The sequence below is a fragment of the Rhodococcus sp. NPDC057529 genome, assembly GCF_042802055.1.
In the GTDB taxonomy this organism is placed as follows: Bacteria; Actinomycetota; Actinomycetes; order Mycobacteriales; family Mycobacteriaceae; genus Rhodococcus_F.
The window spans coordinates 16204-34671 of the sequence record NZ_JBHVEY010000012.1 but is presented as its reverse complement, the minus strand read 5'-3'; the positions used below and the strand labels follow the sequence as shown (position 1 = coordinate 34671).

Annotated in this window: 15 protein-coding genes; 5 read left to right on the top strand and 10 right to left on the bottom strand. The window is 67.8% G+C overall.

Going from position 1 to position 18468, the window contains the following annotated elements; translation table 11 throughout:
* Positions 1–215: 215 nt before the first annotated feature.
* The 6 genes from ACFU5V_RS23660 to rpsF all read right to left on the bottom strand — a co-directional run bounded on the left by ACFU5V_RS23660 (position 216) and on the right by rpsF (position 6269).
* Positions 216–1676, bottom strand: a complete 1461-nt coding sequence (locus ACFU5V_RS23660) for a glyceraldehyde-3-phosphate dehydrogenase (RefSeq protein WP_378431489.1) — start codon at positions 1674–1676, stop codon at positions 216–218.
* 241 nt (positions 1677–1917) lie between these two features.
* A complete protein-coding gene (gene dnaB / locus ACFU5V_RS23655) occupies positions 1918–4065 on the bottom strand; it encodes a replicative DNA helicase (protein WP_378702372.1) in 2148 nt (715 codons plus the stop codon).
* Positions 4066–4640: 575 nt separating this feature from the next.
* On the bottom strand, positions 4641–5096 hold the full coding sequence (gene rplI, locus ACFU5V_RS23650) for a 50S ribosomal protein L9 (protein WP_378431493.1): 456 nt from the start codon (positions 5094–5096) through the stop codon (positions 4641–4643).
* A 17-nt stretch (positions 5097–5113) separates the two neighbouring features.
* The gene (gene rpsR / locus ACFU5V_RS23645) at positions 5114–5356 is read right to left on the bottom strand and encodes a 30S ribosomal protein S18 (RefSeq protein ID WP_005249686.1); all 243 of its coding nucleotides are present in this window, start codon (positions 5354–5356) and stop codon (positions 5114–5116) included.
* A 38-nt stretch (positions 5357–5394) separates the two neighbouring features.
* The gene (locus ACFU5V_RS23640) at positions 5395–5916 is read right to left on the bottom strand and encodes a single-stranded DNA-binding protein (protein WP_012690423.1); all 522 of its coding nucleotides are present in this window, start codon (positions 5914–5916) and stop codon (positions 5395–5397) included.
* 65 nt (positions 5917–5981) lie between these two features.
* The gene (gene rpsF / locus ACFU5V_RS23635) at positions 5982–6269 is read right to left on the bottom strand and encodes a 30S ribosomal protein S6 (RefSeq protein WP_005249677.1); all 288 of its coding nucleotides are present in this window, start codon (positions 6267–6269) and stop codon (positions 5982–5984) included.
* 161 nt (positions 6270–6430) lie between these two features.
* On the opposite strand from rpsF, the gene ACFU5V_RS23630 reads away from it, so the two are divergent.
* The 3 genes from ACFU5V_RS23630 to ACFU5V_RS23620 all read left to right on the top strand — a co-directional run bounded on the left by ACFU5V_RS23630 (position 6431) and on the right by ACFU5V_RS23620 (position 8654).
* Positions 6431–6652 carry a DUF2945 domain-containing protein gene (locus ACFU5V_RS23630; protein WP_378702367.1) on the top strand — a complete coding sequence of 74 codons (222 nt, stop codon included), beginning with the start codon at positions 6431–6433 and terminating at the stop codon, positions 6650–6652.
* Positions 6653–6714: 62 nt separating this feature from the next.
* Positions 6715–8073: a glycosyltransferase family 87 protein gene (locus ACFU5V_RS23625; RefSeq protein WP_378702365.1), complete on the top strand. Its 1359-nt coding sequence runs from the start codon at positions 6715–6717 to the stop codon at positions 8071–8073.
* Positions 8070–8654: a GNAT family N-acetyltransferase gene (locus ACFU5V_RS23620; RefSeq protein WP_378702363.1), complete on the top strand. Its 585-nt coding sequence runs from the start codon at positions 8070–8072 to the stop codon at positions 8652–8654. The genes ACFU5V_RS23625 and ACFU5V_RS23620 overlap by 4 nt, the downstream gene beginning before the upstream one ends.
* A 15-nt stretch (positions 8655–8669) precedes the next feature.
* Here the strand turns inward: ACFU5V_RS23620 and ACFU5V_RS23615 are convergent, their stop codons facing one another.
* Positions 8670–9614, bottom strand: coding sequence for an alpha/beta hydrolase (locus tag ACFU5V_RS23615; protein ID WP_378702361.1), 945 nt, complete (start codon positions 9612–9614; stop codon positions 8670–8672).
* Positions 9615–9643: 29 nt separating this feature from the next.
* The gene (locus tag ACFU5V_RS23610) at positions 9644–11320 is read right to left on the bottom strand and encodes a flavin-containing monooxygenase (protein ID WP_378702359.1); all 1677 of its coding nucleotides are present in this window, start codon (positions 11318–11320) and stop codon (positions 9644–9646) included.
* 223 nt (positions 11321–11543) lie between these two features.
* Here ACFU5V_RS23610 and ACFU5V_RS23605 point away from each other — a divergent pair, with 223 nt between their 5' ends.
* Positions 11544–13838: an ATP-binding protein gene (locus ACFU5V_RS23605; protein ID WP_378702357.1), complete on the top strand. Its 2295-nt coding sequence runs from the start codon at positions 11544–11546 to the stop codon at positions 13836–13838.
* Positions 13839–13950: 112 nt separating this feature from the next.
* Positions 13951–14238: a CD225/dispanin family protein gene (locus tag ACFU5V_RS23600; RefSeq protein ID WP_276136924.1), complete on the top strand. Its 288-nt coding sequence runs from the start codon at positions 13951–13953 to the stop codon at positions 14236–14238.
* On the opposite strand, the gene ACFU5V_RS23595 is transcribed toward ACFU5V_RS23600, so the two are convergent.
* Both ACFU5V_RS23595 and ACFU5V_RS23590 read right to left on the bottom strand, forming a co-directional pair.
* A complete protein-coding gene (locus tag ACFU5V_RS23595; protein WP_378702355.1) occupies positions 14235–15848 on the bottom strand; it encodes a glycosyltransferase family 87 protein in 1614 nt (537 codons plus the stop codon). The two genes, ACFU5V_RS23600 and ACFU5V_RS23595, sit on opposite strands and share 4 nt — an antisense overlap.
* 22 nt (positions 15849–15870) lie before the next feature.
* Positions 15871–18147, bottom strand: a complete 2277-nt coding sequence (locus ACFU5V_RS23590; protein ID WP_378702353.1) for a transglycosylase domain-containing protein — start codon at positions 18145–18147, stop codon at positions 15871–15873.
* Positions 18148–18468 lie beyond the last annotated feature (321 nt).

Here is an 18468-nt window from a genome sequence, read left to right as displayed (position 1 = left end):
GGCTACAATATCTTTCGTGAGTCACCGGCCACGTGCCAAAGTGCTCACCCTCAGCCACAATCACCGCGGCGGCACCACCTCCAGAGGAATGGTGCCGCCGCTCGAACTACCGCTTCCGCTATGAGCTTTCAGCGGCGAGATCCACCGAATACACGACGACGCCCGGGGGAGCAGCCACTGCTCTCCCGGGCGTCGCGAACCTACGGTGTCGCCGGTCAGCCCACGGGCATCGCATCAGCGGCGTCGACCGCGGGGTAGATCGGGTACTCCACACCGGACAGGTACTGGACAGTGCGCACCACCTGGCACGAGTATCCGAACTCGTTGTCATACCAGACGTAGAGGATGGCGGTGTCGCCGTCGACGATCGTCGCATTCGCGTCGACGATGCACGCGGCCCGCGAACCGATGAAGTCACTGGACACTGCATCGGTTGCAGCGGTGTAGTCGAGGTTCCGGCTCAGCGCTCCGGTCAGCGACTCCTGGCTGAGGTGCTCGAGCACCTCCTCCCGAGTGGTCTCACGACCCAACTGAAGGTGGAGGATGGCGACGGACACGTCCGGAGTGGGAACGCGGATCGAGTTACCGGTGATCTTGGCCTTCAGCCCGGGGAGCGCCTTGGCCACCGCCGACGCGGCGCCGGTCTCGGTGAGCACGAGGTTGAACGGCGCCGAACGACCACGACGGTCGGCCTTGTGGTAGTTGTCCAAGAGGTTCTGGTCGTTGGTGAACGAGTGCACGGTCTCGACGTGGCCACGCGACACACCGAACTCGTCGTCCATGGTCTTCAGCGGCGGGACGATGGCATTGGTGGTGCAGGACGCGCACGACACGATCTGCTCGTTCGGATCGAGGTCGCGGTGATTGACGCCGTGCACGATGTTCGGGACGTCGCCCTTGCCGGGCGCGGTGAGCACCACCTTCGCGACACCGGGGCGGAGGTGCTTCGACAGTCCGTCGCGGTCGCGCCAGATCCCGGTGTTGTCGATCAGGATGGCGTTGTCGATGCCGTGCTCGGTGTAGTCGAGGCTCTCCGGGTCGTTGCTGTAAATGAACTTGATGACGTTGCCGTTGGCGATCAGCGTGTTGTTGTCGGTGTCGACCTTGATCGTGCCGTTGAACTGCCCGTGGACGGAGTCACGGCGCAGCAACGATGCACGCTTGGTCAGATCGTCGCTGCCACCCTTGCGGACCACCACGGCACGCAGGTTCAGCCCGTTGCCCGAGCCGGCCTTCTCGATGAGCAGTCGAGCGACGAGGCGACCGATACGCCCGAATCCGTACAGGACCACGTCCTGCGGCTGCGCGGGGCTCGTCTCGGCGCCGCCGACCAGGTCGGCGAGGCTCCGCGCAACGAACTCCGGGACGGATGCTCCGTCACCGTTGGCGCGATAGGCCATCACCAGCAAGCCGAGGTCGATCTTCGAGGGCCGCAGATCGAGGTGGGTGAGCGCTTCGAGGAAGGGGAACGTCTCCTCGACCGACAGCTCGTCGCCGCTGATCTGCCGGGCGAAACGATGGGTTCGCAGAATACTGATGACCGACTTGTTCACCAGGGAGCGACTGTGAAGCAAAATGGTCACCGCGTGTCTGCGGTGCAGGCCGCCGATGATCGGGATCATTGCCTCCGCGAGAGCTTCCTCGGAGTTCCACTGGGCCAGTTCCACTGTGCTCACTGCGCTTGTCTGCCTTCCCGGCTCATGTGGTGTGTCCTTGCGTCGGATGCCGGCAAGCGCAACCGCCCCACCAGCGGTGACCTGGATCACTCGATCCGGTTTCGCGACTCGCGGACACCGGCGCGCCCGACGCACACATCATATGGAAGCGTGTCGTCGGGCCGACAGGCCGGTCGCCGAAACGTCCGGTGGGACGAGAAGCCGGCCATCTCGCAGGTCCGACAACCGACGCTGCTGCTGCCTAACCTCTCGCCATGTCCACGAACTTGGACAGGTGAAGCTGATGCGCCACGGTAATTGTCGCTGTCGGACCGTTACGGTGCTTGCCGAGGATGAGGTCGGCCTCGCCGCCGCGGGGGTCGTCGCGTTCGGTCGCATCGGGGCGGTAAAGCAGGATCACCATGTCGGCATCCTGTTCCAGCGATCCCGATTCGCGCAGGTCAGCGACCTGCGGGCGCTTATCTTGCCGCTGTTCTGGACCACGGTTCAGCTGGCAGATCGCGACCACGGGAACTTCGAGTTCCTTCGCCAAGAGCTTGAGGCTACGGGAGAATTCGGAGACTTCCTGCTGACGCGACTCGACCTTCTTACCCGAGCTCATCAGCTGCAGGTAGTCGATGACGATCAGTTTGATGTCGTGCTTCTGCTTGAGCCGCCGCGCTTTGGCGCGGATCTCCATCATGGTCAGGTTGGGGGAGTCGTCGATGAACAGCGGCGCCTCACTGATCTCACTCATACGGCGAGCGAGTTTCGTCCAGTCGTCGTCGGTCATCTTGCCGGAGCGCATGTCGCCGAGTTTGATCTTCGCCTCCGCCGACAGCAGACGCATGACGATCTCGGTCTTGCTCATCTCGAGCGAGAACATGACGCTGGCCATGCCGTGCTTCACCGAGCAGGAACGCAGGAAGTCCATGCCGAGGGTGGAGTTGTGGGTGGGCACCATCGAGCGACCTGCAAGGTACAGGTGGTCGGCGTTGTCGACCTCGACGCACCGCACCGGGACACTGTCGATCGGACGTACCGCGACGATGCGGCGCGAGCCACTCACCTCGCCGCGAAGTTCCTTGTGCCGGATGGCCTTCCGATGAAGCTGGAACACCTCGTCGTCGGCGTGGAACGTGACCCCGCCGTCGACCGGACGGCAGTCGTATCCGAGACTGACGACGAGTTCGGCGAGATCCTCCGACAGCGGGGGATTCCCGGTCTGGAACCGCACCGCGCCGTCCTCGGCGACCGATCCTGCCGCATCGAGCAGGCCGGCCAGCAACTCGCGACGCTCCGATTCCGCACCACGCAGTAGCTCAACCGGGATTCGCTTGCCCCCGGCAGTGAGCGAAGCCCCCAGAGCGTACGGGTCGACGTGCACGGTCGACGTCGGCAACTGCAGTGCGCGGGTATGCGCGACCTCGTGCCCGAGCTCGATCGATCCGGCGATCTGAGCCGTGGTGCGCACGGCGTCTCGTCCGTCGACGCCCGTCAACCACTGATGCTGCTCGTCGGCGACGAGTACGGTGCCGTCGGAGAATTCCACCTCGTAGCAGGGCCGGCCGACCATGACGTCGGTGGCGGCGACGACGCGGGTGGGTTTGCCGTCGGCGTCGATGAGGTGGTCGCCGACCTGGACGTCGCCCATGGTGGTCCAGCCGGTGGGCGTGGCGAGGGGAGTGTCGAGGGCGAGCGCCTTACCCACACCGGGTCGTGCCGCAACGATGATCATCTGCCCGGGGTGGAGGCCGTTGGTGATCTCGTCGAGTTCGACGAAGCCGGTGGGCACGCCGAGGGAGATGCCGCCGCGGCTGGCGATGGAGTCGATCTCGTCCATCGTGGGCTGCAGGAGCTCTTCGAGGGGGACGAAGTCTTCGGTGGTGCGGCGTTCGGTGACCTCGAAGATCTCGGCCTGCGCGCGGTCGACGACCTCGGCGACGTCCTGGCCGTCGGCGCCGGTGTAGCCGTACTGCACGATGCGGGTGCCTGCGTCGACGAGGCGGCGCAGGATGGCCTTCTCCGCCACGATCTCGGCGTAGTAGCCGGCGTTGGCGGCGGTGGGCACCGTCTGGGTGAGCGTCACCAGGTAGGGCGCACCACCGATGCGGCGGAGTTCGCCGCGACGATCGAGTTCCGCGGACACCGTCACCGGGTCGGCCGGCTCACCGCGGCTGTAGAGGTCCAGGATCACGTCGTACACCGACTGATGCGCGGGACGGTAGAAGTCGCCGGGTCGGAGCACCTCGAGCACGTCCGCGATGGCGTCCTTGCTGAGGAGCATGCCGCCGAGCACCGACTGCTCCGCCGCCATGTCCTGAGGGGGCTGCCGACCGAACTCCTCACCGGGCTCCGCGTCGGGCGGACCCGGGTATTCGGAATGGCCCCGATCGTCTACTACAGCCACTCGACCGACCTTCCCCATCACTGTTGCGCCGCCCCGGGAAAAGCTTCCCGGAGTTGGTGCTACGAACTCTTTGTACTCGCCCCCACCGACAACCTTCGCAGGCTCTTCGCGGCGGCCGGTGTCGTGATCGCGAGACACGCCGGGACGACGTTAGGGATTAGCTACCCGGTGTTCAAACCAGCCTGTGTACACAGTTGGGGACAAATTGTGTAAACCGCTGGGTACGTTTGTTAACCCCATGGGGATAACCTGAGGATAAGTGCATCTCACAATCCCAAGCACCCAGTTCAGAGCCGTTTTTTGGATTCTCACAACTGTGGATGAAAACCCGTTCGGCGTGTCTTTCGCGTTGACGACTCGGGCGTGTTGAGTTGATCGCCCCTGCGTGGCAATATGATTCACCTCACAGATCTCCGGCGCGGGCGGCTAACTTCCAGGCACACCTGGAAGCCGCCCCTCTGCATGCTTCACACCCGCGAAAACGGTCCGGAGAAGGCGGCGGAGAGCCGGAATCGACAAGCGCAGGCCCCCCGCACGCCGAGGCGTCCGGGGGGCCTGTGTGTGAACGGGGTCGACTAGGCGCCGACGACGTTCAGGTGGAACTTCGCAACCACGTCGGGGTGCAGGTTCACGACGATGGCGTGCTTGCCGGTCGCCTTGATGTGAGCCTTCGGCAGCTCCAGGCTGCGCTTGTCGACGACGGGTCCGCCGGCAGCCTTGATGGCAGCGGCGACGTCGGCGGCGGTAACCGAACCGAAGAGCTTGCCCGAGTCACCGGCGGTCTTGACCGTCAGCGAGATGTTCTCGAGGCCCTCGATGGCGTCCTTGAGCTCCTTGGCGTGGTCGAGTCCGCGCACGGCGCGAGCTTCCTGCGCACGACGGATGCCCTCGACCTGCTTCTCGGCGCCACGGGTGGCGACGATGGCCAGGCCGCGGGGCAGCAGGTAGTTGCGGCCGTAGCCGTCCTTGACCTCGACGGTGTCGCCAGGCGCACCGAGGTTGTCCACGTCAGCGGTGAGGATGAGCTTCATGTCTTTCCTCCCTTTCCTTAGCGAGCCACGGTGGCGTAAGGCAGCAACGCCACCTCACGTGAGTTCTTGACGGCAATGGCAACGTCGCGCTGGTGCTGGACGCAGTTGCCGGTGACACGGCGCGCACGGATCTTGCCGCGGTCGCTGACGTACTTACGCAGCAGCGTCGTGTCCTTGTAGTTGATCTGCGTGTTCTTCTCTTTGCAGAAGATGCAGATCTTCTTCTTCATTACCTTGTCGCGCAAGGGCGGCTTCGGCATTTGTTTGCTCTTTTCTGGATGTTCCGATCAGGTACGGATCAGAACGGGGGTTCGTCGCTCCCACCACCAGAGCCTCCGAAGGAGCCGGACGCCTGCGGCGCGCTGCCCCACGGATCATCTCCGCCGGTGTTGGATTGCGGACGTCCGCCGCCCGATCCGCCGGAGGAACCGAAGCCTCCACCGCCGCCGCCACCACGGTTGGCCTTGTTGACCTTGGCCGTGGCGTACCTCAGCGAGGGGCCGATCTCGTCGACCTCGAGCTCGACGACAGTGCGCTTTTCACCTTCACGAGTTTCGTAGGAGCGCTGCTTGAGCCGGCCGCTCACGATCACTCGCGAGCCACGGGTCAAACTCTCCGCGACGTTCTCGGCTGCCTCGCGCCAGATGTTGCAACGCAGAAACAGTGCTTCGCCGTCTTTCCATTCATTGGTCTGACGGTCGAAGGTGCGGGGCGTGGACGCGACCGTGAAGTTCGCGACCGCGGCACCCGCGGGGGTGAATCGAAGCTCCGGATCAGCCGTCAAGTTTCCGATGACGGTGATGACGGTGTCGCCTGCCATATGGTTCCTCCTGCAGAATGTGGAGTTCGGTTGGGCACGAGCCTAGGGCTGGTGACCGACAGAAATCACTTGTTGTGGCGCAGAACCTTCGTACGCAGCACCGACTCGTTCAGACCGAGCTGACGATCGAGCTCCGCGACGGTGGCGGGCGTAGCGCTGATGTCGATCACCGCGTAGATGCCTTCGCTGTGCTTCAGGATCTCGTAGGCGAGACGACGCTTACCCCAGACATCGACCTTGTCGATCTTGCCGCCGTCCTGGCGAACAACATTGAGGAACGTATCCAGCGAAGGAGCAACAGTGCGCTCGTCCAGGCTGGGGTCAAGGATGACCATCAATTCGTAATGACGCATAAGACCTCATCACCTCCTATGGACTAGTGAAAACGGCCACGGACTGTCCGTGGCAGGAGGGTCGTTGCGTCAGCAACCTTTGCAGGGTACACGACGAGCCCCTGACCAGCGAAATCAGCCCTGCCGGTGTGATCGGGGGTACGGATGGGTACGCCGACACGATGGCAGCAGACGAGAAGTTCCACCGCGGCGACAAGGTGGAGTGGAAGACCCACGGCACCACCACGTCCGGTGAGGTGGAGGAGAAGATCACCGAGGACACCGAGGCGGCGGGCCGCACCGTGCGGGCCTCCGAGGACGACCCGCAGTACCGCGTCGTCAGCGACAAGAGCGGGAAGGACGCCGTCCACAAACCCGACGTCCTGCGACGCACGAGCGACTGACCGCCCCGGTGCGCGGCGTTTCCGCTTCACACGCCGGGGCCCGCGCACCCTAGTGTGGATTCATGCATATCGGAGCTCGGCAGCGGTCGCCGATCACGGCGGTCGTCGTCGGGTTGGCGGGCCTCGCCATGCTCGCCGGCTACCTGCAGAAGGCGCGGTGCGCCGGGGCGCCGTTCGACGGCGTCGGCCGCAGCCTGATCTTCGACCGCCTCAAGGACACGCAGGTCTGCTACTCCGACATCCAGTTCCTGTGGCTCGGCCGCGACGTCAACCTGCACGTCTTCCCGTACGTCACCGGGGGGATCAACGCCGACGGAGTCCTCACCGGTGGCACCGTCGAATACCCGGTGCTGAGTGGTGTGCTGATGTGGCTCGGCGGCATCGGTTCGCGCACCGACGCCGACTTCCTGCTGCACTCGGCGCTGATCCTCGCCCCGTTCGGCCTGCTCACGGCCTGGATGCTGGGGCGGCTGGCGGGCTGGTGGGCGCTGCTGTGGTCGGCGACGCCGCCGCTGGTGCTGTACGCGTTCCACAACTGGGAACTGCCGGTCGTCGCGACGTCGGTGGCCGCGATCTTCGTGATGACACTCGAACGCATCCCGCTCCGCACCCGCGCTGTCCTCGCGGCGGTGCTCCTCGCCGTCGGGTTCTGCCTGAAGCTGTATCCGGGTGCGTTCGTGCTGCCGCTGATCGCGTACGTCCTCACGAACGGCACCCCGGAACGCCGCTACGACGTGCGCGGCGCGGTGCTGGTCGCGGTCGCCGCGATCACCACCGTGGTGGCGGTGAACCTGCCGTTCGCCCTCATCTCCTACCGCGGATGGCGGGCGTCGTTCACGTTCCAGGAGAACCGTCAGGCCGATCTCACCACCAACTCCATCTGGTACTGGGGGCTGCGCCCGCTGTTCGGACCGGTCGCCGACGACGTCCCGCTGCCCGCGTACGACCAGACGGTCAGCCTGCTGTCCCCGCTCCTCGTGTGCACCGCGTTCGCGATCGCCCTGCGGCTCGGCTGGTCGCGGTTCCACCGCGACGGCGTGTACCCGTGGATCGCCGTCAGCGCCGCCATGCTGTGCGGATTCCTGCTGCTGCACAAGGTGCATTCGCCGCAGTACACGCTGTGGCTGATCCCGTTCTTCGTGCTGCTGCGCGTCCCGTGGGGGCTCGTCGCCGCGTACCTCGTGGCCGACCTGTCGATGGGGATCGGCGTCTTCAAGTACTTCGGCGCCCTCGCCGCCCAGACGGACGCGTCGACGTTCGAGGTGCTGGTGAAGTTCGGGGTGTGGGGTCGGGCGGGACTGCTGGTGGTGCTGTTCTTCGTGTTCCTGCGCGCGACTCTCCGGCATCCGCCCGTCCGCGGGCGCACCGGTCCGGGGTCCGGCCGGCGGCCGATGCTGAAATCTCCCGAGCCGGCGCGATGAGCGAATCCTGGTACGCGCATCCCACTCTCACCGGACGGCACGTACGCCTCGAACCGCTGGGCGAGCACCACGTCGACGGACTGCTGGACGCGGTCGACGACCCCCGCATCTTCCACTGGACGTCCGTCGCCATCGCCGACCGGGACGACGCCGCGGCGTTCGTCCGCGGCGCCGACGAGGATCCGACCCGGTTGGCGTACGCGCAGATCGACGTTCACACCGAGCGGGTCGTCGGTTCGACGTCGCTGTATCTGATCGACCCGAAGAACCGCAGTCTCGCGATCGGGCACACCTGGTTGTCGCGTTCCGCACAAGGAACGCTGATCAATCCGGACTCGAAACTGCTGTTGCTGCGCCGGGCGTTCGAGGACCTCGGCGCCGTCCGCGTCGAATGGCACACCGACGAGCGCAACGCCCACTCCCGCGGCGCCATCGCCAAGCTGGGGGCCGAGTTCGAGGGCATCCTGCGCAAGCACCGGCGCCGCCGCGACGGATCGTGGCGCAACACCGCCCTGTTCTCGATGGTCGACGAGGAATGGCCGCGCGTCTGCCCCCGACTCGAGGCGCGAGTCGAGGGCTGACGCGACCGGGTCACGTCACAGGACGGGCGCGGTGGCCGTCACCCGCTTCACGAACTCGACGACGGCCGAACGCATTTCGCTGCTGCGCGGAATGGCACCGGACATCCAGAACGCGCCGTGGAGGAGTCCGTCGAAGCGGATCGCCTCCGTGTCGACGCCCGCCTGCCGCAGCGCCTCGGCGTACGCCTCGGCCTCGTCGCGGGCCACCTCGTTCTCGGTGGTGAGCACGAGCGCGGGCGGAAGCCCTTCGAGGCTCGCGGCGTGGCTCGGGACGGCGTACGGATGGGTCGCGTCCTCGGGCGAGCGCAGGTAGTTGCTCCAGAACCAGTCGAGGTCGCCGGCGCCGATCACGTATCCCTGAGCGAACTCCCGCCGGGAGGGGAACTCCGCGTTCGGGTCGATCACCGGATAGATCAGCACCTGACCCCGCAGCCGCGGTCCGCCCTCGTCGCGGGCCCGCAGGGCGGTGACCGCGGCCAGGTTGCCGCCGGCGCTGTCACCCATGACGACGACGTTGCCGGGGTCTCCGCCGTAGGTCCCGACGTTGGCCGTCACCCACTGCAGGGCGGCCGCCGCGTCGTCGGCGGCGGCCGGGAACCGGTGTTCCGGTGCGCGGCGGTACGTCGCGGCGACGACGATCGCGCCTGTGCCGTTCGCGACCGCGCGTGCGGGTTCGTCGACGACGTCGAGGTCGCCGGCGACGAATCCGCCGCCGTGGAAGTACAGGACCACCGGGTGCGGCGCCGGCCCCTCGGGCACGTAGACCCGCAGTGGGATCTGCACTCCGCCGCTCTCGTAGTTCGCGTCCACCGCGCGGGCGACGGGTTCGGGCGGCGCCTGCAGTCCGGTGAACGTCGCCACCACCGCCCGCACCTCGTCCACGGTGCTGTGCTCGAAAGCCTTCAGCCCCTGCGCCTGTAGTCCGGCGATCAGGTCGGCTGCGTGTGAATCGAGTGCCATGTCGGTCTCCTCTGTCGTCGGGATGGTTGTCAGGACACTGTGGAAGCCCGGCGGACACGCTGCCCGGCAGCGGAGGCGGTACGGGCCCCCGCCCGGGTGAGCGCGAAGCCGGAGTAACCGCCCGCGACGACGTCCTCGCAGGTGGCCCGGTAGGTGGGGGCGCCGCCGAGATAGACCATGCAGGCGCGGGGCTTGCCGGGGATGTTCGCGCCCATGTACCAGGAGTTCGTCCCCGGCAGCAGGGTCTGGTTCGCGATGTCGTTGGTCAGTGCGCCCCAATCGCGTTCGGCCTGCGCCGTGGGCTCGATGACGTCGAGGCCGCGGCGGTCCAGGTAGTCGATCGCATCGGTGGCGAAGTCGACGTGGTCCTCGATGGCGAGTGGCATGTTGTAGAGCACCGACGGCGACTGCGGTCCGGTGATGACGAACAGGTTCGGGAATTCGTTGACCATGATGCCGAGGTACGTCCTGGGTCCGTGCTCCCACTTCTCGGCCAGCGGCAGACCGCCCCGACCGCGGATGTCCATCGCCATCAGCGGGCCGGTCATGGCGTCGAATCCGGTTGCGAGCACGATGGTGTCGACGTCGTACACGCGGTCGCCGACCCGGACTCCCGTCGACGTGATCTCGTCGATCGGGGTGGATTTCACGTCGACGACGCTCACCGAGTCGCGGTTGAACGCCTCGTAGTAGTTGGTCTCGAGCGGTGGCCGCTTGGTGCCGTACGCGTAACCCGTCGGGGCCAGCGTCGCCGCTTTCGCCGGGTCCTGGACCCGCTCGTGGATCCGCTCCCGGATGTAGTCGGCGATGGTGTCGTTGGCCGCCTTGTCGAACAGGATGTCCTGATAGGAGTCGATGAACAACCGGAACCCGCCGGCGTTCCAGCGTTCGTCGAACGTGCGGCGACGCTCGTCGGCGTCGACGGCGAGCGCGGACGGCTGCACCTGATCGAACGGGACGCCGAGGAAGTGGTTGCGGGCCGCGGTCCGCACCGCGGCGTAGTTGCCCTTGATGCCCGCCACCTCGTCCGGGTCGATCGGACCGTTGCCGAGGGGGGTCGCGAAGTTGGGGGTGCGCTGGAAGACGACCAGTTCGGCGGCGTCCTCGGCGATGAACGGGATGGCCTGGATCGCGCTGGCCCCGGTCCCGATCACGGCGACCCGCCTGCCGGTGAAGTCGGCGCCTTCGCGCGGCCAGTTGCCGGTGAGCAGCACCTCCCCGCGGAAGTTCTCGATGCCGCCGAACTCCGGCGTCTTCGGCACCGACAGGTTGCCCGCCCCGGAGATGAAGTACCGGCTGCGGACGACGGCGCCGTCGTCGGTGCGGACCGTCCACACCGAGTCCTCGTCGTCCCAGTGCACGCCGATCACCCGGGTGCCGAACGTGATGTCCTTGCGCAGGTCGAAGCGGTCGGCGACGTGTTCGAGGTAGCGGAGGATCTCCGGTTGCCCGGCGAACTTCTCACTCCACTGCCAGTCCTGCTGCAGGTCCTCGTCGAACGAGTACGAGTAGTGGACGCTCTCGATGTCGCAGCGGGCGCCGGGGTACCGATTCCAGAACCAGGTGCCGCCCACGTCCGAGCCTGCCTCGAACACCCGCGTCGACAGCTTCATCGTGTCGCGCAGCTTGCGGAGCGCGTAGAGGCCGGCGAACCCGGCACCCACGACGACGACATCGACGTCGGCGGAAGAATTGGTCTTTGACATGGCGGTGAGCTCCTCGTGAACGGTGGGTTCCGGCTGGAGTCGAGCAGGCAACCGGGGTATGCCAACGACGATGACCCACGTCACATCACCCCCACACGGGGTGAAACACCCCCTTGATTACCTGTGTTGTCCGTCACAGCAGGTGGAGGTAGGTTCGTGCCACACCTGGCCGACCGGACACGGGAGACATCCACTGACTCGCTCGAGAGAACTCACCAGGTCGATGACCAGCTTCATCGGCCGGCGCCGCGAGATCGAGGAAGCCCGCGCCCGCCTGCAGCAGTCCCGCCTCGTGTCGCTGCTCGGTGCGGGCGGTGTGGGCAAGACACGACTGGCCGAGGAACTCGCGGTCCGCTCCGCGCGTGCCTTCCGCGACTCCGTCCGGTGGATCGACCTCGCCCCGGTCCGCGACCCCGGCGCGCTGCCTTCCGCCGCCGCGGCCGCTCTCGGCGTCACCGATCAGTCCAGCCGCGCGGTGATGGACAAGGTGACCGACCACCTGCAGTCGCGGCACCTGCTGATCGTCCTCGACAACTGCGAGCATCTGCTGTCCGCCGCCGGCGAATTCGCCGGCACCGTCCTGGCCGCCGCGCCGGAGGTCCGGGTGCTCACCACGAGTCGCGAACCGCTCGGGATCGCCGGTGAATTCACGTACGTGCTTCCGCCGCTGAGCACCCCGGGTGACGTCGAGGACTACCGCGCCGCGGACATCGCCCCGTTCGAATCGGTGTCGCTGCTCGTCGAGCGGGCGCAGGGCGTCGTCGCCGACTTCCGCCTCACCGATGCGAACGCGCCCGCCGTCGCCCAGTTGTGCAACCAGCTCGACGGGATTCCGCTCGCCATCGAACTCGCCGCCGCCCGGCTGCGGTCGCTGTCCGCGTCGCAACTCGTCGAACGTCTCGACCAGCGATTCGCACTCCTCACCGGCGGCGACCGTGCGGCGATGCCCCGCCAGCAGACGCTGCGCGCCCTCATCGACTGGAGTTACGAACTGTGCTCCGACACCGAGCGGCGACTGTGGTCGCGCCTCGCCGTGTTCCCCGGCAGCTTCGATCTCGAAGCCGCGGAAGCGATCACCGGGTTCGGTGAGCTGTCGGACTGGCCGGTCATCGACGTCCTCGACCGGCTGGTCGGAAAATGCCTTGTCACCGTGGACCGTTCGACCGAGAGGCTCCGCTATTCGCAGCTGATGACGGTCCGCGAGTACGGGCACGAGCTTCTCGACCTCGGCGGGGAACGCGACGAGCTGTACCGGCGACATCTCGAGCACTATTCGGAACGCGCCCGCCGGTCGTCGCTCGACTGGTGCGGGCCAGGACAATCCGAGACACTCGCGGAACTGCGGATCGACCACCCCAACCTCGTCGCCGCCCTGGATTGGGCCCTGCAGGACGACTCGCAGCGAGCCGCGGCCGCCGAACTGGCCGTCGCCCTGCGGTATCACTGGATCGCCGGCGGCAACCTGTCCGACGGGCGGATCCGGCTCGAACGGATCCTGCAGCGGCTCACCGAACCGACCCGGGAGCGGGGCGACGTGCTGTGGGTGACCGCGTGGACCGCGCTGATCCAGGGCGACCGCGACGCCGCGCGGGAACACCTCGACGAATGCATCGCGATCGCGACGGCGCTCGGCGACGAGCGACTGCGCGCGCACGCCGATCACTGGGCGGGGATCCACGCGGTGTTCTCCGGCCGCCCCGCCGACGCGATCGTGTTGTTCCGCGACGCGATCGTCGTGCACCGCGCCGTCGGCGACACGGCCTCGGCTCTGACGGCGTCATTCGAACTGGGCATGGCGCAGACCTACGACGGCCGCCTCGACGACGCGCTGGAGACGTGCCGCGACGTGATCGCGGTGGCGGACCGGCACGGCGAGAAGTGGAACAAGGCGTACGCCCTCTGGGTTTCGAGCGTCGCCTACTTCCACCTGGGCCGTGCCGACGACGCCGTCGACGCCGCCCGCCAGGCGCTGCGGATCCAACGCGACTTCAAGGACAAGATCTGCACGGCCCTGTCGATCGAGGTGCTGTCCTGGGTGGCGACGTCGAGCGGCGACGCGAACGCGGCGGCGACACTGTGCGGCGCCGCGAAGGGGGTGTGGCATCGGCTCGGCACGTCCGTCTCGGCGTTCGGCCCGCAGATCACCGACGACTCGCAGTCGTCCGAGCGGGACGCCGCCCGCATGGTGGGGCCCGGCGCATTCGCCCAACTCGCAACGCCCGCGGTCCGGCTCACCATCGAGCAGGCGGTCGATCTCGCGCTCGGCACCCGGACCGAGGACGCGGCGGCGCCCGTCGCCGAGGCGTCGCCGCTGACGAAACGGGAACAGGAGATCGCCGAACTGCTCGCGCAGGGGCTCAGTAATCGGCAGATAGCCGAGGGGCTGGTGATCTCGCGGCGCACCGTCGACGGGCACGTCGAGCACATCTTCGACAAGCTGGCCGTCAGCTCCCGCACCCAGGTGGCGGCGTGGGTCGCGGCCCGCGCACATCCGCCCGCCGTGGAGACCGGCCGGTAGCCGGACCGTAACCGCCGGCCACGCGAAAGGTACTGCACAGTCGGGGATCTCGACGGTCTATACTCCACGTCGTCGCCCACGGTGCGTGGGCACCACCACGGGGAGGCAACGCATGACGTCGCAGCAGCAGGACACCGGGGCGGACTACCGCGGGCCGCTGGCACCGCCGCCGGCCAGCAGTCTGCCGCTCGCCGTTCTTGCGATTGTCGCGTTCGTGCCGTTCGGCATCGTCGCTCTTCTGCGTGCGCTCACCGTCCACCGGCTGTGGGAGCGCGGCGAGTACGACCTGTCGGTGCGCGCCGCCGCCGACGCCCGCCAGTGGTCGATCCGCGCGATCGCCCTCGGCGTCTCGATCGCCGTGTTCGCGGTCGGGGCGGCGCTGGTGTTGTCCAAGCCCTAGCCTGGCGAAACACCGTGCGCGGGAGCCGCTTCTACCGGTGGCCGCGGGCACAGCCAGGCAGGCAGCCACCGCGGCTGCGCATCGGGCGCCTGGTTGAGCACCCCGCCCGCCGGATCGTCGATGAAGCCGTACCGCACGAGGTCCTCGCCGGGCCGGTAGATCTGGCGGAGGATCAGGGCGCAGATGACCACGACCGCGACGTCGCGGACCACCACCGCGGCGGTGAACCACTGCTCGGGGAGCCCCTTGTCGGCCACGCCGAGGTAGTAGAACATGCGCGGCACCCACACGAGTGCGTCGATCGTCATCCACGCCAGCAGGATCCGCCGGTGCGGGAACGCGAGCACGGCCAGCGGTACGAGCCACAGCGAATACTGCGGGCTCCACACCTTGTTGGTGAGGAGGAAACCCGCGACCAGCAGGAAGCACAGTTGGGTGAGCCGCGGCCGTCTCGGCGCCGTCAGCGCGACGTACCCGATCCCGACGCACACGAGCGCGAACAGCAGGAACGACACCGCATTGAGCACGGTGGGCGCCTGACCGGCCGCCAGGATGCCGTCGAATCCTTTCCAGCCCGTGAACGAGGAGATGACGTTGTAGACGGAGTCGGGGTCGGCGCCGCGTTCGGAATTGAGCCGGAAGAACTCGGCCCAGCCGCGCGGGAACAGCACGGCGATCGGCAGATTCACCGCGATCCACGCTCCGACCCCGGTCAGTGCCGTCACCGACCAGTCCCGCACCCGGCCCGTGCGCAGGCACAGCACCAGCAGGGGTCCGAGGAGCAGCAGCGGATACAGCTTGGCGGCACCACCGAGACCGAGCAGGATCCCGGCGAGCACCGGCCGTTTCCGTGACCACGCAAGCAGCCCGCCCGCGGCGAAAGCCGTTGCGAGGGGATCGAAATTCGTGAACGCGTGCACGATCACGAGTGGGGACGCGGCGATCAGCGCGGCGTCCCAGATCCGGCGTCCGGCCAGCAGCGCACTCGCCCAGACGGTGACCAGCCAGGCCAGCGCCAGACCGAGTGCGACGACGTTGAAATAGATCGCGACCTGCAAGGCACCGGGCAACCAGTGCACCGCATCCCACGACTTCGCGATCGTCATCGCGCCGTACTGGTAGAGCCCGGAGATCACCGGGTATTCCATGTAGCGGCGCTGGATCTGGCCGTTGCCTGCGGTCTCTTCCCACCACTTCTTGTACGGGAACGCGCCCTCGTTCAACCGTTCCGCCCCGTACAGCGGCACCGTGTCCGAGTAACACATCGCGACGTACTGCCTGCTGCCGCTCCAGTCGAGCCCGAGCGCACCGTTCTCACCGACGGGAGCCTGCTGGATGCACGGTGCCTTCGCGAACCAGCCGAGCGCGAGAAACACGATCGCCAGCAACAGGATGGCGCGCATCGGCGTGAAGAACCGACTGCGTCCGACGACCGCGTGCCGTCCGACCGGACCGCCGATCACGCCGGACAGATCGGCGGTCAGCGGGTCGGTGCGGCCCGGAAGGTCCCGCCAATCCGCGGAACGCCGATCCTTCGCCAGCGGCGCGGGCGAGACGAAATCCGTCTCGCCCGCGTCTCGGACGGCGTACGCGTCACGGTTGTCGGCCACTCCGCGAGGCTACCGGTCGCCGTTAACGGGTCGGAACCTGCTGCTGGCCGTTGCCGTTACCGGCGTTCGGCGGCGTCGTCGTCTCCGGTTCCGCCGGGACGGCCGGGGCCGGGGTGGTCTGCCGCGGTGCCAGTCCCGGGATCGGGATGGTGATGCCGGGCAGGATCTCCACCGGCGACGGCGTCACGACCACCGGCGGCACGAGTTCCGTCGGCAACTGGAACGTGCTCGACGGCGGTGCCGACGTCTTGGTCGGTGCGGGCGCCGAATACGCCGGGACACCCGACTGACCACCGATCGCACCCGGCTTCGGGAACTTCTCGACGTCGGTGCCCTCGAGGGCGCCGTCCATCGTGTCCTTCCAGATGTCGGACGGCAGACCGGAACCGTAGATCATGGCGCCGCCGCTGTTCTCCAGCGCCTGACCGTCGGTGGTGCCGACCCACACCGCCGTGGACAGCGACGGGGTGTACCCGACCATCCAGGCGTCCTTGTTCTTCCCGGTGTCACCGAGCTGTGCGGTACCGGTCTTCGCGGCCGACGGGCGTCCGCCTGCCAGATTGTGTCCACGCGAGTACCCGGCGATCGGCTCCATCGCCGACGTCACGTTGTCGGCGACGTCCTTGTCGATGCGGTCCTCACCGGTGTCGCCGCCGCGGTCGAGCAGCACCGTGCCGTCCGCGCTGACGACCTTCTGCACGAAGTGCGGCGCGTGGTAGGTGCCCGACGCGGCGAGCGTGGCGTACGACGACGCCATGTCCAGGACCCGCGACTGGTACTGGCCGAGCACGATGCCGTTGTTCGGCCCGCTGCCGTCCGGCTCGGTCAGCGACGGCCCGACACCGGGGATCTCCTTCGGGATGCCCGCCTTGTGGGCCATGTCGGCAATCGCCTGCGGTCCACCGTCGAGTTCGAGTTCCTGACGGTAGAAGCTGGTGTTCAGCGACCGCTTCAGCGCCTCGGCGATGGTGCAGGTGCCGCAACCCTCGCCCTCGACGTTGCTGATGGTGATGCCGTTGACCGTCAGCTCCGAGCTGTCGTACATCTGCGACAGCGGGATGCCCTGGTCGAGGGCCGCGGCGAGACCGAACACCTTGAACGACGAACCGGTCTGCAGGCCGGCGTTCGCGAAGTCGTAGCCGCCTCCGTCCTCGCCGCCGTAGTACGCCCGCACCGCGCCGGTCTTCGGGTCGACCGACACGACACCGGTGCGCAGGTTCTCGGGCTCACCCTCCATGTTCGAGCGGACCGAATCCACGGCCGCCGCCTGGGCGACCGGGTCGATGGTGGTGGTGATCTCGAGGCCCTCGGTGTTGAGCAGCTGCTCGCTGATCCCCGCCTCGCCCAGCTCCCGCAGGACCTGGTTCTTGATCAGGCCCTCCGGTCCGGAATCCTGGTTGCCGTTGTCGACCTGAGCGATCGGCACGTACGGCGGGTACTGCATCACCGACCGCGCCGACTGCTGCAGCGTTCCCGCCGACACCATGCCGTCGAGCACGTAGTTCCAGCGCGCCTGCGCGCCCTCCGGGTTGGTCTCCGGGTCGAGCAGCGACGGCAGCTGGATCGACGACGCCAGCACCGCGCTCTCCTCGACCGTCAACTGGTCGACGGGCTTGTTGAAGTACGCCTTCGACGCGGCCGCGATGCCGTACGCACCACGCCCGAAGTAGATGGTGTTCAGGTACGCGGCGAGGATGTCGTCCTTGGACCACTCACGGGCCATCTTCGACGAGATGACGAGTTCCTTCATCTTTCGCGTCAGCGAACGCTCGGAACCGACCATCGTCTTCTTCACGTACTGCTGCGTGATGGTCGAGCCACCGCCGGCGCTGTCCTTGCCCAGCACGTTGTCGCGGGCGGCACGCGCGAAACCGCCGATCGAGAAGCCGGGGTTCGAGTAGAAGTCCCGGTCCTCGGCCGCGAGCACCGCGTCGCGGGTGTGCTTCGGGATCTGGTCGAGCGTCACCTCGGTGCGGTTGCCCTCCGGCGGCACCACCTTGCTCAGCACCGACGTGCCGTCCGACGCGTAGATCGTGGCGACCTGGTTGGTCTTGAGGTCGCCGGGACGCGGAACGTCCTGGACGACGTAGGCCGCCATGAACAGCAGGATCGGGATGATCAGACCCAGCGCGACACACGCGTACGCCGTCCGGCGCACGATCTTCCAGCGCGACTTCTTCACAGCCGTCTTCTTTCCACCCTTCGGCGGTTCGCCACCGCGGCCGCCACCGGTCTTGCGACCGTTCGACGGCGGCGGTCCGGGCGGGCGCCCACCGGGGCCCGACTGGTTACGCGCCACCGGGGGCGCACCCGCGGGACGTCCGGGCGGGGGACCGGGACGGCGCGGCGGGGGACCGGGCGGCCTGCCCCCACCCTGCGGCGGCGGGCCGGGACGACGCGGCGGCGGGCCGGGGGGCCGGCCACCACCCTGCGGGGGCGGAGGCGGCATCCGTCGCGGTTGGGGGCCGCCCGATCGGCCCGGCGGGGGACCACCCGCAGGCTGTCCGCCGCGGGGTGGTGGACCTCCGGGGCGTCCCTGTGGCGGGGGGCCACTCGGTCGTCTCGGTCCGTTCGGTCGATCACCCGGGGCGTTGCTGCGGGGGGAACTCACGTACAAATC